The sequence below is a fragment of the Marinobacter sp. THAF197a genome (assembly GCF_009363275.1).
In the GTDB taxonomy this organism is placed as follows: Bacteria; Pseudomonadota; Gammaproteobacteria; order Pseudomonadales; family Oleiphilaceae; genus Marinobacter.
This window is the reverse complement of sequence record NZ_CP045324.1, coordinates 1134161-1146821: the sequence shown is the minus strand read 5'-3', so window position 1 is coordinate 1146821 and position 12661 is coordinate 1134161. Positions and strand designations below refer to the sequence as shown.

Genomic DNA, 12661 nt, shown 5'->3' with positions numbered 1-12661 from the left:
GCTCAGTGACACGCCGGGCACGCCCTGCCCTTTGCAGGGCGTGCCTCAGCTTTGCTCAGCCTCAGTTAGTCACCAGTTTGCACTTGCTCTCAGAGAGTGGGCGGTAGGCTTCATCGGCCGGAATGGTCCGCAGGATCTTGTACAGATCCCATTCGTTCTTGGACTCCGCCGGCGTTTTCACCTCGGCCAGATACATGTCGTGCACCATCCGGCCGTCGGCACGGATACGACCATTGGTGGCGAACATGTCGTTGATGGGTGTGTCCATCATCTGCTTGCGAACGGTTTGGGCATCGTCCGAGCCAGCCGCGGCAACCGCATTCAGGTAATGCAGGGTGCTGGAGTAGATACCCGCGTGCACCATGGTGGGCCGCACACCGGTTTCTTTCATGAAGCGGTCTGACCACTCCCGGGTGGCATCGTTCATGTCCCAGTACCACCCGGTGGTGAGCTGGATACCCTGGGCTGTATCAACACCCAGTGCGTGTACGTCGGTCAGGAACAGCAGCAAGGCGGCCAGGGTCTGACCCGCCTGGGTAACACCGAACTCACTGGCGGTGGTGATGGCGTTGGTGGTGTCTGAACCGGCGTTGGCCAGGCCAACGACATCCGCACCAGAAGCCTGAGCCTGCAGCACGAAGGAGGAGAAATCCTGGGTCGGGAACGGATGGCGTACAGAGCCGACGATCTCACCTCCGTTGGCCTCCACTACGCGGGTAACGTCTGCCTCCAGGGCGTGACCAAACGCGTAGTCTGCGGTCATCAGGTACCAGCTCTTGCCACCCTCTTTAACCACTGCACTGGCGGTGCCGTTGGCCAGCGGATAGGTGTCATACACATAGTGAATGTGGTTGGTGGTGCAGTGCTCATTGGTGATGCTTGAGGCAGCAGAACCGGAAACAATGCCCAGCCGGTCATTCTCCTCAAGGATCTTGCTGACTGCGATGGTGACAGACGAAGCCACCAGCCCCGCAACCATGTCTACCTTGTCGTTTTCCACCCAGCGGCGAACGGTACTGGAAGAAGCATCGGGATTATTACGATCATCAGCACTGACGACTTCGATCTTGGCGCCGTTCACAGTGCCACCGAAATCCTTGATGGCCATCTGCAGGGCCTTGAGGCCATTGGGGCCAGCCAGGTCACGATAGGTACCAGACATGTCGGCCAGGTAGCCGATCTTCACGGTATTATCAGAAATGGCCGCCTGCGCGCCACTCACCATCAGGGCTGAGGCAACGGCTGAGGTCAGAAGCTTTTTGGTAATTGTCATTATTGTATCTCCGCTACTGTCTTGCGTTGGTTGATGTTGTTGGAGTTATTGGTTTTGTTGCACTCGTTCTATCCGGAGTTCAGACCCCCAAATAGCCGTCCAGCACCGATTGTTTGGCACTCAGTTCATCGGCGTGGATTTCTTCCACAATCTGCCCATGCTCAACCACGTAATGCCGGTCAGCCAACGGGGCTGCAAAGTGGAAATTCTGTTCAACCAGTATGATGGTCAGGCCTTTTTCTTTGAGCGCCATCAGCACCTCACCCAGCTTCTCGACAATCACGGGTGCAAGCCCTTCCGTGATCTCATCGAGCAGGAGCATATTGGCGCCGGTGCGCAGGATACGGGCCATCGCCAGCATCTGCTGCTCACCACCGGACAGCTTGGTGCCCTGGCTGAACCGACGTTCATACAGGTTTGGGAACATGTTGTAGATTTCTTCCAGGCTCATACCGCCACTGCGCACCACCGGCGGCAAAGTGAGGTTTTCCTGAACGTTGAGAGAGGAAAAAATGCCCCGGTGTTCGGGGCAATACCCCACTCCCAACCTCGCAATGTGATGCGGCGCGCACTGCATGGTTTCTTCGCCGTTAATCATGATGGAGCCGGTGCGGCGGCCCACCATATTCATAATGGCCTTAAGGGTGGTGCTGCGGCCGGCGCCGTTTCGGCCAAGCAGGGTAACCAGCTCGCCACGCTTAACCACCAGGTCAACGCCATGGAGAATGTGAGATTCACCGTAAAAGGCGTGCAGGCCAGACACGCGCAACTGTTCGTAGTCTTTCTGAGGGTTCTGGCTCATTGTGCTGCCTCCGCCTGTTCGGCGGGATTCTTGCCACCGCGTTCTCCGCTGCCATCGCTGCCCATGTAAACTTCACGCACCCTCGGGTCTGCAGAGACCGCTTGATAATCCCCTTCAGTCAGCACCGCGCCTTGGGCCAGTACCGTGATGCGGTCGCACAGTTTGCTGACCACACTCAGGTTGTGCTCCACCATCAGAACGGTGCGCCCTGCGGCGGCCTTGCGCACTAGCTCCACTACCCGGTCTACGTCTTCCGATCCCATGCCCTGGGTTGGTTCGTCCAGCAACAGCAGTTTGGGCTCCATCGCCAGGGTGGTGGCCAGCTCCAGCGCGCGCTTGCGGCCATAGGCCAGTTCTACGGTGGTGGTATTGGCAAACTCGACAAGGCCGACGGAATCGAGCAATTCCATGCAGCGCTGGTTCAGCCGGTTCAGGGAGGCGCCGGATTTCCAGAAGCTGAAAGACGTGCCCTCTGCGGTTTGCAGCGCAATGCGGATATTCTCCAGCGCCGTCATATGGGGAAACACCGCCGATATCTGGAAAGACCGAACGATACCCTTACGGGCAATAGCCGCAGACTTCAGGGAGGTGATGTCTTCACCGTGGTAGAGGATCTGGCCTCTGGTCGGGCTCAGGAATTTAGTCAGCAGGTTAAAGACCGTGGTCTTGCCCGCGCCATTGGGCCCGATCAGTGCATGGATATCACCCTGCCGGACCTGCAGATTTACGTTATCAACCGCTACAAATCCTTTGAATTCCTTGACCAGGTTACGGGTCTCGAGAACGTACTGTTCACTCATGAGCCACTTCACCTTTTGTTATTGTTGTATTTAACAATCAACCCACAGATTAGATTGACGTATACGTAAACGTCAAGAACAAACTTGGTTATTTTTCCGGCGGTATGGAATAGGTCATGGTGGAGTGCGCAACCGGCTCTTCGGAGCCTTCGGAATACACAAACACTTCACCCACACCGATGGTTCGCCCCACCTTTAGAATGGTCGCCCTGGCCCAGATAGGCGCATGAGCCACCGGCTTCCTGAGGAAGTTGATGTTCAGGTTGGTGGTCACCGCCAGCGGCACCAAGCCAATCTTGCTGAGCAACGCGGCATACATGGCAACATCGGCCAGCCCCATCATGGCGGGGCCGGCCACTGTTCCACCCGGGCGCAGGTGTTCTTCATCTACCTCCAGCTTCATTTCTGCCCAGCCATCACCCAGTTCCTGCAGGGTGCCGTATGAGGCCCCCTGCGGAAACTGCTCTTCAAGGAAATAGCGCAGCTCCTCAAAGGTAATCTTCATACAGCGACTTCCTCTTTTGCCCGGTTGCGCAACACAAAGCGTTGGATCTTGCCGCTGGGTGTTTTCGGCAACTCGTCCACAAACTCGATTTCCCGCGGGTAGGCGTGGGTAGACAAGCGGTGACGGACCAGTTCCTGCAGCTCTTCTTTGAGCACGGCGTCGTCCGCCGGCTCCTGACCAGATTTGATAACCACATAGGCCTTGATGATCGAGCCGCGCTTTTCATCCGGCTTGGCCACCACACCGGATTCGGCCACTGCCGCATGCTCCAGCAGGGTACTTTCAACATCCGCTGGCCCTACGCGGTAACCTGCTGTGGTGATAATGTCGTCGTCACGGCCGCTGAAGGAGAAACTGCCATCGCCATGGCAGATCACCATGTCGCCGGTCAGGTAGTAGCCGTTCACGAACGGGTCTTTCTCGCCCCAGGTGTAGCCATCAAAATGGAACAGCGGCGACGCCTTGAGATCCACTGCCAACTGGCCGATTTCGCCCTCTCCCACCTCTTCATTTTTTTCGTTCAACGCCACTACTCTGTGGCCTGGCGATGAGAACCCCATGGAGCCCTGGCGAATCGGGTGGTCCAGGCCGTGGAAGTTGCAACAGGTCATACCGGTTTCGGTCTGGCCGTAATGGTCTTTCACCGGGCAGAAGTGACGACGGGCAATCCAGTTCACCACCTCCGGATTCAGGGGCTCGCCGGCGCTGCTGCACACCCTCAGGCCAAGATTCTCCCCTTCCGGCAGAACCTGATCGTTCGCCTTGAGCAGGCGATAGGCCGTCGGCGCCGCTGCGAGGTTGGTGATCCGGTACTTGCGGATCATCTCGTAGGTGGATTCCGGGGTGAACGGATTGGGATTGAAATGGGTGGCGTGGCCCATCAGCAGCGGGCCGGTGACTGCGTAATAGAGGCCATAGGCCCAACCGGGGTCTGCCACATTCCAGAACACATCGTCTTCGCGCAGATCGATGGCGTATTTCATGTAAACGTAGAATGCCAGCAACGCCTTGGCGGGCACGGCCACGCCTTTAGCCTTACCAACGGTACCGGAGGTAAACATCTGCAAGAACGGATCGTTGCCAGTGATCATCGCCGGCTCGCACTGATCCGACTGTTCCGCCAACACCGCATCAAAATCGTGCACATCCGCACCGGTAGCCGCCGCATTCAGGCACAGTACCGGCGGGCAATTTTTGACTTCTTTCAGCTTCGGGTAGTTGTCTGGATCGGTCACCACCAGCCGGGTGCTCGCCTTCTCCAGGCGATACTCGATAGCGCCGGAACCAAAGGCGGTGAATAGCGGCTTGTACACCGCGCCCAGGCGAAGGGTTCCGGCAATCACAATCAACAGCTCCGGCCCCCTGGGCAAAAGGCCGGCTACCCGGTCACCTTTGGTGACACCAATAGACTTCAGGTAGTTGGCGAAACGTGCAGACGCGGCTTTAAGCTCAGCGAAGGTCAGGGTTCCGTCACCGCCGCCGGTTTTTTCGTAATAGAGCGCAACCTTTTGCGGGTCAACGGCCCATCGGTCACAAATTTCGTGGCATACGTTCAGGCCACTCTCCAAGCGTCCGTCCAGGATATCCGCTTCCAGTGCGGCCGCATCAAAATGGTTGTACACGTCATTGTATTGCGGAAGGCTCATCGTACACTCCGTTTGTTGTCGTTGTTGGTTGTACAAACTTCAATCAGGTGTAGCACAGCCTTCACTTTACGTAAAGGTAAACTTTTGGCTAAAAGAGAGCCGCATAACATCGGAAGCGGTCATTATTTGGGAGGGTTAGAAGGGGCGATCTCAGGTACTATCCGCATTACCACCAGGCACACATTGCTGAGACTATGGTTTGCGTTATACGTTTTTCGTCCATGTGAACTCCATTTGACGCGCTGTCTTCTCCGCCAATTCATCACTGTGCAACCTGCTCACCAGATGCAGGCTCATATCAATACCTGCGGATATGCCACCAGAACTTACGATACTGCCCTCATCAACCCACCGGACACCCTCAAGCACATCGAGTTGACCGAACAATCTTCTGAGCTCCGGAATGTCTTCCCAGTGCGTCGTCACCTTGCATGACAAGGACTGAACGGCATTGGCCAATAGAAAGACGCCAGTACAAACGGTAGCCATAAGCTCGACAGACTCAGCTTGGCGCTCAATCCAGTTGGCCACCGTCTTATTTTTCATTTCTGAGGTATGAACACCGCCAGAAATAATCAGGACATCCAGCGGCGGGTGATCTTTGATTGAATAATCTGGAAGGACTTTGTAGCCACCGCGGGCCGGCACTGCTTCGCTGTTCTCAGCAATCAAATACACCGAAAACGGCGCTTCCGCCCCACACAGGCGCGACGCCGTTGAGAAAACCTCGAATGGTCCGGAAAAGTCCAGAACTTCAGCTTCAGGGTAGATATAAATGCCAATATTCACTTGGTTTTCCAAAAATACAAAGCGGCCGATGTTGGATGGTGCATTCCGCAGAAGGCAGCGGCGCGCTTTAGCGCGTCCGCTGGCCTGACTTGTTAGCAGAGATGTCCTTGAGGCCGCCGGAGACATACTTGTGCAGGACACTAGAAACGAGAGACTGATAAGGAAGCCCTTCTTCCAACGCTCGACGTTGTAGTGCCTCCAGGTCGCGACTGGAGATGCGTATATTTATCCGCTTGTCTTTCTTGAAAGTTTCTTCGGCTGACTTCGTCAGGTACTCCCGACGATCGGCATCCAGGTCTGACTCGAACTCCCCGGATTCGTAAGCCTCCAGTAGCTCTTGCTCTTCGGGATCTAATTTAGTCTTGGCCATACTCTCCCCCTAGAAATGTCTTGGTGGCCTTGCGGCTGGGGATAACCGTTTTGAGAAAGATCTCTCTATCATTCTCGACGTACGGCACCAGCCAGGCGTAATCGTCAATCCGAACCACAAGCAGGCGTTGATTCGGATACTTGTCCCTGTTGGGGTGAGGTCCATCATCAAGTAAAGCACCAGACTGAAGAGCAAACAGGACATCCTCAAAGGAAACTCCGCGCTCGCTCATCAACTGCTGGTTCTTTTCAGCATTCCAGTTAATTTGCTTCATGGGCCGAGCTTAGCAGAATGTGTGCCTATTGGCATCTTATCGACAATGACTCGTACGAACACATTCGTATATCCCGCCCCCATCGGCTTTAATTACCAGAGTTACTCATTCACAACAGCCAGGCGGTACTTGCCTGCCGGAGTTTTGGCTCTGGTGTATGGCAGCAAGGTGTGGGCATGACAGGAGGTCATTACCATGAAACGCATCGCCATTTGCTTTGACGGTACCTGGAACCGACCGGAAGAAAACATCGGCGAAGATTTTCCCACCAATGTTCTGCAGTTTGCCCGAGCTATTCGGCCCACGGATGACCAGGGCGTGGAGCAGGTGGTGTTCTACGATTGGGGCATTGGCTCCTATCACGATCAGCTTCGGGCCGGTGCCACAGGCAAAGGGCTGGAGAAGAATGTGATGGATGGCTACCGGTTTCTGGTTCACAACTACGAGCCGGGTGATGAGATTTTTCTGTTTGGTTTCAGTCGCGGTGCCTACACGGCTCGCAGCCTGTGCGGCATGATCAATAACTGCAGCATTCTGAAGAAGGTTCACGCCAATCAGATTGAAAACGCGTTCAAGCTGTACAAAACCAAAAAGCACCCCGCCAATGGCGAACATGCCATGGTGTGGAAGAAAGCCCATTCGGTGGAGCTGCGCACTCCCATCAAATTTGTGGGTGTGTGGGATACCGTGGGTGCCCTGGGGCTGCCGTTTACGTTTTTCGGGCTGATTAAAGACAAAGACCTGTTCTACGACAGGGAGATTGGCAGCAACATCGCAACCGCCCGGCATGCGTTGTCTCTGGACGAGCAGCGTGAGGATTTTGAACCGACGCTGTGGGAGCCGAGGGAAGGCACAGACATTCAGCAGGTGTGGTTTGCCGGGGTGCACTCAGATGTGGGTGGCGGCTACGGACCGGATAAGGCGAATCAGGTTCTGGCGGACATTCCGCTACTCTGGATGGCAGACGAGGCGAAGAAGCAGAAGCTCCTGTTTAACAACAATCTGCCCTCCCAAACCCACGCAACGGCAGAGCAACATAACGAATACAAGGGCAAGTACCGGCTGCTGGGCAAACTGGTTCGCACCATTCCCGTACCTGAGGCCAACCTGACCTACGTCCACCCCAGCGTCAAGAAACGCTACGCCAGCGGCTACCGCAGCGAGCCGATTGAGCAGTACATCAAAGCTCACGGGCAATGGCCGCCATTGTGGGGAGGGTAATTCGCAGGTTCGGTTTCGTGCTAGTCTGGCCAGGTTATCCATTGCCAAACACTGATTTATTGAACCTGAGATCTACACAATGCATCTTCCATTCTGGCTAACAACGGCCCTGCTGTTTCCTGTGTTGCTGTACCAGGGTAAGCGCACCCGGCGAACCACTCCTCGGCTGCCGGAGGCCTCCGGTTCGCCATCTGGCCAGTATGGCGAAGGCGAACCCGCTAGGCGCGTTCTGGTGATCGGAGAATCCACAGCCGCCGGAGTGGGCGTTGAAAAACATGAGCAAGGGCTAGCCAGCCAGTTGGCAAAGCAGATCCATGAGCGTACCGGCCAGACCATTGCCTGGCACACCTTTGGGGTGAACGGTATTCGCCTGGGTGCGTTGAACAAGGCGCTTGCAAAGGCCGAATTACCCGAGGCAGACCTGGTGATCCTGAGCATGGGGGTGAACGACACCACCGGGTTTACCCCAAGGTATCGTTTCCGCCAGCAGTTACTGGAGTTACGGGATTTACTCGGTACACGTTACCCGGCGCCGCTGGTGCTGCTGAGTGTTCCGCCCATGCATCTGTTTACCGCCCTGCCCGCGCCGTTGCGGCACGTCATCGGGTGGCGGGCGCGGTTGTTGGATAACCTGTTCAAGAAACTCGCCAGCGAGGCGCCAGCGCGATTCTCGTACGCTCACTACCCTGTGATTTCAGACCCGGAATTGCTGGCCAGTGACGGCTATCATCCCGGCGCGAAAGGCTACCGTTACATCGCGGAAGCCCTGGCAGCCCTTCCTTAGGAGTTTCATGGCAAAACAACCTTCGCCGTCATCCGACAAACACACCAAGTCACCTTCCGAGCGGGACCTGTACCTGGATGCCCTGCGTGCCGGTGCCTTGCTGGTGGTGGTATTCGGGCACTGGATTGCCACCCTGCCCAGATTTGATGGTGGCCTGGAAATTCAAACAGAACACCTGCTAAAGATCTGGGAGCCATCAGGGTTTATCACCTGGTTTGTACAGGTGGTGCCTCTGTTCGTGTTTGTATCTGCCACCGTCAGTGCCGATGGTGTGGCACACCGGATGGCTCAGGGGCACCGGCAGATGCATTGGTGGGCAGGGCGAGCTCTGGCTCTGGCACGGCCTACGGTGACGTATCTTGCCGCCATTACACTGATTGCCCTGCTTTCACTCTACACCGGCGGCCGTGTATTGGGGCCGTTTAACCAGTCGCTCACTATACATTTATGGTTTCTGATCATGCTTCTGGCCGTGCAGGCGCTGTTGCCCCTGAGCGTGGAAGCCGACAGGCGCTGGGGCCTGGGGGCAGTCGTTGGCCTGGTTCTGGCTGCCGCGGTGGTGGATGTTGTGCGGGCCATGCCCGGCTCACCCGTAGATATTCTGCGCCTTGGCCAACGGGTAACGGATTCGGCAGATGGCATCGGGTGGATCAATGCGGTTCTGGTGTGGCTGTTGCCACAGCAGTTGGGCATCGCCTGGAAGCGAGGCCGATTCAAAGGTGTGTGGATAGGCCTGTTTTTCCTGGTTCTGGGCGCAGTCTGGCTGGTGGCCGCGCTGGCCAGTGGTTATCCCATCGGCATGGTGGGCCGGGATTTTCATGGTGACAGCAACATGTTGCCCCCCACCCTGGCCCTGGTGGGCGTGATGTGGCTTCAGGTTGGCGCGGTGTTGTTCTTCGAACGGCCGGGGCGCTGGCTACTGGACCGGCGCAGAATCAGCGGTACTGTGACCATGCTCAGTGCCTTGAGCATGCCGCTGTACCTCTGGCACAAACTGGCAGAACTGCCAGCCGCCTGGCTGGGTGATCGTTTCGGGTTGCCTGTAGACGCAGGGTTACCCGGTGAACCCGGGTTCTGGATGGGGCGCTTGTGGTGGATTGTTCTCTGCAGCCTGATGGTGGTGCCGGTGATCGCGCTGGTGGTGGCTTTTGAAATGCGGCGCAAGCGAGGGGTTGTGACAACCTCCAGCCCAAGAATCATCCTAGCCGGCGGCTTCTCACTGATGGCTGGGCTGGTCGTAAGCCTTGCCCTGGGCGCATTGCCGGGCGCCCTGATTGGTCTGCTCGGAGTTGCAGCTGCGTCCTGGCTGTTGCGGGTGCATCCCCAGCCAGGACGATAACCTGATCTTTACAGCGCCGACTTACAAAGCTGAACCTCTCAGTCCGCCTTGTAGAGCCGGAGGATGCTGGAAAAGTCCAGTTCCCCATTACCCTGCCCCGCATGCAGCTGGAACAGGTTGCGTGCCAGCGAGCCCATGGGGATAGACGCCTGGTTCTTCACCGCGTTATCAAACGCCAGGCCCAGGTCTTTGGTCATCAGGTTCACCAGGAAACCACCCTGGTACTCCCGCGATGCCGGCGCGCCCTCCATCACCCCCGGCCAGGGGTTGTACACGTTCAGCGCCCAGTTGCCGCCAGAGCTTTGCTTCATGATTTCCGACAGCACCGCAGGGTCCAGGCCGTTCTTGGCGCCCAGTGCCAGGGCCTCGCTGGTACCTGCCATCAGGATGGCCAGCATCATGTTGTTGCAGATCTTGGCCACCTGCCCGGCACCGTGAGGGCCGGCGTGGAAGATATTTTTACCCATGCCTTCCAGGACAGGTTTGGCGCGGTTGAAGGTGTCTTCCTCGCCGCCGCAGATGAAGGTGAGGGTGCCGGCTTTGGCACCGCCTACGCCGCCGGACACCGGGGCATCGATGAACGCGAGGCGCCGCGCTGCAGCGGCTTCCGCCACTGCGCGGGCAGTCTCCGGGGCAATGGTGGAGGAATCAATCACCAGGGTGCCTTCCGGCAAGGCCGAGAGTAGGCCGTCGTCGCCCAGGTACACCGCTTCTACATGTTTGCCGGCCGGCAGCATGGTGATGATGCACTCTGCCCCTTCGGCGGCGGCCTTGCCGGAATCGGCGGTGCTGGCGCCTTCGGCCACCAGCGCCTCAACGGCGGGCTGTGACAGATCGAATACAGTCACGTCATGCCCGGCCTTAAGCAGGTTAGAGGCCATGGGCGCGCCCATGTTGCCCAGACCGATAAAGGTAATCTTCGCCATGTTGCTTCTCCTTGTTGTTGTAGTGAAACCAAGGGGCAGTGGTTAGCCCTCGGCTTCCTGGCTGAAAAACTCATCTACCCAGCTGTTGTCGATTTCCCCCAGTGCGGCGTAGCGCCAGCGGGGTTGCATGTCTTTATCAATCAGCAGGGCGCGGATGCCCTCGGCAAACTCGCCTTTTCTCAGGCATTGCTTGGCCATGACCAGTTCGTTGTCCAGTACCTGGGCCAGACTTTGCAAACGGCTGCGGTGGTAATGCTGCCAATGCAGCGCCAGGGATGTCGGGCTGGCCGCGGCCAGGCCTTTCACAGATTTGCCCAGCCAGTCGTTGCGGCTGCCGAGTTCCTGCAGGCGAATAACCACCTGTTCGAGGGAATCGGCATCGGTGGCTTGCTGGATCTCGTCATAATGCTGCCGCACCGGTGACTCCAACGCAGCGTCCTGGCTTTGCTGCTCGTATCTGCGCAGTACCTGACTGACCACGGCGTGGCTATTGGAACCCTGCCAGTCGGCCGCAACCAGAGTGTCGACCACCTGCGCTTTAAGTTCCTGCTTCACGAACCGGTCCGCCATGCCGGTGAACAACGCGTCGGCAGCATTCATCCGGGCGCCGGTCAGGCCCAGGAACAGGCCGGTTCGCCCGGGCATACGATTGAGGAACCAGCCGGCGCCGATGTCCGGGTAAAGGCCGATACTCACTTCCGGCATGGCCAGCTTGGAATGCTCGGTAACCACCCGGTGGGAAGCGCCCACCATCAGGCCGATGCCGCCGCCCATCACTATGCCGTGCCCCCAGCAAATGATCGGTTTCGGGAAGGTGTGAATCTGGTAGTCCAGCTCGTATTCTTCGGTGAAGAACTGGTCGCCCTCGTCGAGTTTTCCCGGCTCGGTCATGCTGCGGTACAAAGACACTATGTCGCCACCGGCGCAGAAGGCCTTGTCGCCTTCGGCCTCCAGCCAGACCGCGCAAACCCGTTGGTCTTCCGCCCAGCGGGTCAGTTGGGGTTTGAGCAGGCGGATCATCTCCATCGACAACGAGTTGAGGTTGCGCGGTGTGTTCAGCCGCGCCACGGCAATCAGCTCATCACCGCTGGTTGTCCACTCTTCAAAAATAATGGGTTGCTCGCTCATAGCAGTCTCAACGGTTATTGGTTCTTCCAAGCCGGTTTGCGCTTCTCGAGGAAAGCGTTCACACCTTCTTTCTGGTCTTCGGTGTGGAACAGTTCTACGAACAGTTCCCGTTCCATCCGCCAGCCATCGCTGTGGCTGCGACCATCCCGGGCACTCATCACCAGCTGTTTGCAGCGGGCAATGGAAGACGGGCTCTGCTTGCAGGCACCTTCCGCCAGCTTCAGGGCGGCTGCCAGCCCCTCACCGGAGGGCACAACTTCTTCCACCAGGCCAATCTGCAGGGCTTTTTGGGCATCTACGCGCTCGCCGCACAGGATCATGCGCTTGGCCCAGCCTTCACCCACCAGCCAGGGCAGGTTCTGGGTGCCGCCAGCACAGGGCAAGAGGCCAACGCTGGCTTCCGGCAGGGCCATCTGGGCGTGCTCCTCGGCAATGCGGATATCGCAGGACAACGCGCACTCCAGGCCACCACCCATGGCATAGCCGTTGATCGCTGCTATAGAAACACCCCGGAAAGCGGTGAGCGCGGCGAAGGCTTCTCCAAATCGCTGAGCCATGTCGTTGGCCCGTGCGCGGTCACCGTCGGCGAAGGTTTTCAGGTCCGCCCCGGCGGAGAAGAACTTTTCGCCCTGTCCGTTAACCACCAGGGCAAAGATGTTGCGGTCCTGGTTGAGTTCTTCCACCAGTTTCGCCAGCGCTGCCAGGGAATCCGCCGTCCAGGTGTTGGCAGGTGGATTGGCGATGGTCAGGATGGCAATGTGGTCGCGTTTCTCAAGTTGAATCAGGTCACTCATGATCGGTTCC

General features: G+C 57.7%; 14 protein-coding genes. 3 read left to right on the top strand and 11 right to left on the bottom strand.

Features of this window, described 5'->3' with window-relative positions:
- Positions 1–61 precede the first annotated feature (61 nt).
- The 8 genes from FIV08_RS05335 to FIV08_RS05300 all read right to left on the bottom strand — a co-directional run bounded on the left by FIV08_RS05335 (position 62) and on the right by FIV08_RS05300 (position 6459).
- Complete coding sequence (locus FIV08_RS05335) at positions 62–1273, bottom strand: ABC transporter substrate-binding protein (RefSeq protein WP_152437592.1); 1212 nt, start codon at positions 1271–1273, stop codon at positions 62–64.
- 79 nt (positions 1274–1352) lie between these two features.
- Positions 1353–2075, bottom strand: a complete 723-nt coding sequence (locus FIV08_RS05330; RefSeq protein ID WP_152437591.1) for an ABC transporter ATP-binding protein — start codon at positions 2073–2075, stop codon at positions 1353–1355.
- The gene (locus FIV08_RS05325) at positions 2072–2875 is read right to left on the bottom strand and encodes an ABC transporter ATP-binding protein (RefSeq protein ID WP_152437590.1); all 804 of its coding nucleotides are present in this window, start codon (positions 2873–2875) and stop codon (positions 2072–2074) included. Before FIV08_RS05325 ends, FIV08_RS05330 begins: the two co-directional genes overlap by 4 nt.
- Before the next feature lie 88 nt (positions 2876–2963).
- The gene (locus FIV08_RS05320; RefSeq protein WP_152437589.1) at positions 2964–3380 is read right to left on the bottom strand and encodes a PaaI family thioesterase; all 417 of its coding nucleotides are present in this window, start codon (positions 3378–3380) and stop codon (positions 2964–2966) included.
- Positions 3377–5026 (bottom strand): AMP-binding protein, encoded by a 1650-nt coding sequence (locus tag FIV08_RS05315; RefSeq protein ID WP_152437588.1) that lies wholly within the window; start codon positions 5024–5026, stop codon positions 3377–3379. The genes FIV08_RS05320 and FIV08_RS05315 overlap by 4 nt, the downstream gene beginning before the upstream one ends.
- 204 nt (positions 5027–5230) lie before the next feature.
- Complete coding sequence (locus tag FIV08_RS05310; protein ID WP_152437587.1) at positions 5231–5815, bottom strand: DJ-1/PfpI family protein; 585 nt, start codon at positions 5813–5815, stop codon at positions 5231–5233.
- Between the two features lie 67 nt (positions 5816–5882).
- On the bottom strand, positions 5883–6185 hold the full coding sequence (locus FIV08_RS05305) for a CopG family antitoxin (RefSeq protein ID WP_072677780.1): 303 nt from the start codon (positions 6183–6185) through the stop codon (positions 5883–5885).
- Entirely contained in the window at positions 6172–6459 is a 288-nt protein-coding gene (locus FIV08_RS05300; RefSeq protein WP_072677781.1) for a DUF4258 domain-containing protein, read from the bottom strand. The genes FIV08_RS05305 and FIV08_RS05300 overlap by 14 nt, the downstream gene beginning before the upstream one ends.
- Before the next feature lie 195 nt (positions 6460–6654).
- Here FIV08_RS05300 and FIV08_RS05295 point away from each other — a divergent pair, with 195 nt between their 5' ends.
- The 3 genes from FIV08_RS05295 (at position 6655) to FIV08_RS05285 (ending at position 9803) form a co-directional block, all read left to right on the top strand.
- Complete coding sequence (locus FIV08_RS05295) at positions 6655–7680, top strand: DUF2235 domain-containing protein (protein ID WP_152437586.1); 1026 nt, start codon at positions 6655–6657, stop codon at positions 7678–7680.
- A gap of 79 nt (positions 7681–7759) precedes the next feature.
- The gene (locus tag FIV08_RS05290) at positions 7760–8464 is read left to right on the top strand and encodes an SGNH/GDSL hydrolase family protein (RefSeq protein WP_152437585.1); all 705 of its coding nucleotides are present in this window, start codon (positions 7760–7762) and stop codon (positions 8462–8464) included.
- 7 nt (positions 8465–8471) lie between these two features.
- Positions 8472–9803: an acyltransferase family protein gene (locus tag FIV08_RS05285; RefSeq protein ID WP_152437584.1), complete on the top strand. Its 1332-nt coding sequence runs from the start codon at positions 8472–8474 to the stop codon at positions 9801–9803.
- A 38-nt stretch (positions 9804–9841) separates the two neighbouring features.
- On the opposite strand, the gene mmsB is transcribed toward FIV08_RS05285, so the two are convergent.
- The 3 genes from mmsB to FIV08_RS05270 are packed head-to-tail and all read right to left on the bottom strand — an operon-like array spanning position 9842 to position 12651.
- Positions 9842–10729 carry a 3-hydroxyisobutyrate dehydrogenase gene (mmsB, locus tag FIV08_RS05280; RefSeq protein WP_152437583.1) on the bottom strand — a complete coding sequence of 296 codons (888 nt, stop codon included), beginning with the start codon at positions 10727–10729 and terminating at the stop codon, positions 9842–9844.
- Positions 10730–10771: 42 nt separating this feature from the next.
- Positions 10772–11857, bottom strand: coding sequence for an enoyl-CoA hydratase/isomerase family protein (locus tag FIV08_RS05275; RefSeq protein ID WP_152437582.1), 1086 nt, complete (start codon positions 11855–11857; stop codon positions 10772–10774).
- Positions 11858–11871: 14 nt separating this feature from the next.
- Positions 11872–12651, bottom strand: a complete 780-nt coding sequence (locus FIV08_RS05270) for an enoyl-CoA hydratase (RefSeq protein WP_152437581.1) — start codon at positions 12649–12651, stop codon at positions 11872–11874.
- Positions 12652–12661 lie beyond the last annotated feature (10 nt).

Bases quoted from the DNA above. Each gene is read 5' to 3' on its own strand.
- FIV08_RS05285 (WP_152437584.1), top strand. From the start codon at position 8,472: ATGGCAAAACAACCTTCGCCGTCATCCGACAAACACACCAAGTCACCT.
- FIV08_RS05325 (WP_152437590.1), bottom strand. From the start codon at position 2,875: ATGAGTGAACAGTACGTTCTCGAGACCCGTAACCTGGTCAAGGAATTC.
- FIV08_RS05330 (WP_152437591.1), bottom strand. From the start codon at position 2,075: ATGAGCCAGAACCCTCAGAAAGACTACGAACAGTTGCGCGTGTCTGGC.
- mmsB (WP_152437583.1), bottom strand. From the start codon at position 10,729: ATGGCGAAGATTACCTTTATCGGTCTGGGCAACATGGGCGCGCCCATG.
- FIV08_RS05335 (WP_152437592.1), bottom strand. From the start codon at position 1,273: ATGACAATTACCAAAAAGCTTCTGACCTCAGCCGTTGCCTCAGCCCTG.
- FIV08_RS05270 (WP_152437581.1), bottom strand. From the start codon at position 12,651: ATGAGTGACCTGATTCAACTTGAGAAACGCGACCACATTGCCATCCTG.
- FIV08_RS05290 (WP_152437585.1), top strand. From the start codon at position 7,760: ATGCATCTTCCATTCTGGCTAACAACGGCCCTGCTGTTTCCTGTGTTG.
- FIV08_RS05305 (WP_072677780.1), bottom strand. From the start codon at position 6,185: ATGGCCAAGACTAAATTAGATCCCGAAGAGCAAGAGCTACTGGAGGCT.
- FIV08_RS05320 (WP_152437589.1), bottom strand. From the start codon at position 3,380: ATGAAGATTACCTTTGAGGAGCTGCGCTATTTCCTTGAAGAGCAGTTT.
- FIV08_RS05300 (WP_072677781.1), bottom strand. From the start codon at position 6,459: ATGAAGCAAATTAACTGGAATGCTGAAAAGAACCAGCAGTTGATGAGC.
- FIV08_RS05295 (WP_152437586.1), top strand. From the start codon at position 6,655: ATGAAACGCATCGCCATTTGCTTTGACGGTACCTGGAACCGACCGGAA.
- FIV08_RS05275 (WP_152437582.1), bottom strand. From the start codon at position 11,857: ATGAGCGAGCAACCCATTATTTTTGAAGAGTGGACAACCAGCGGTGAT.
- FIV08_RS05315 (WP_152437588.1), bottom strand. From the start codon at position 5,026: ATGAGCCTTCCGCAATACAATGACGTGTACAACCATTTTGATGCGGCC.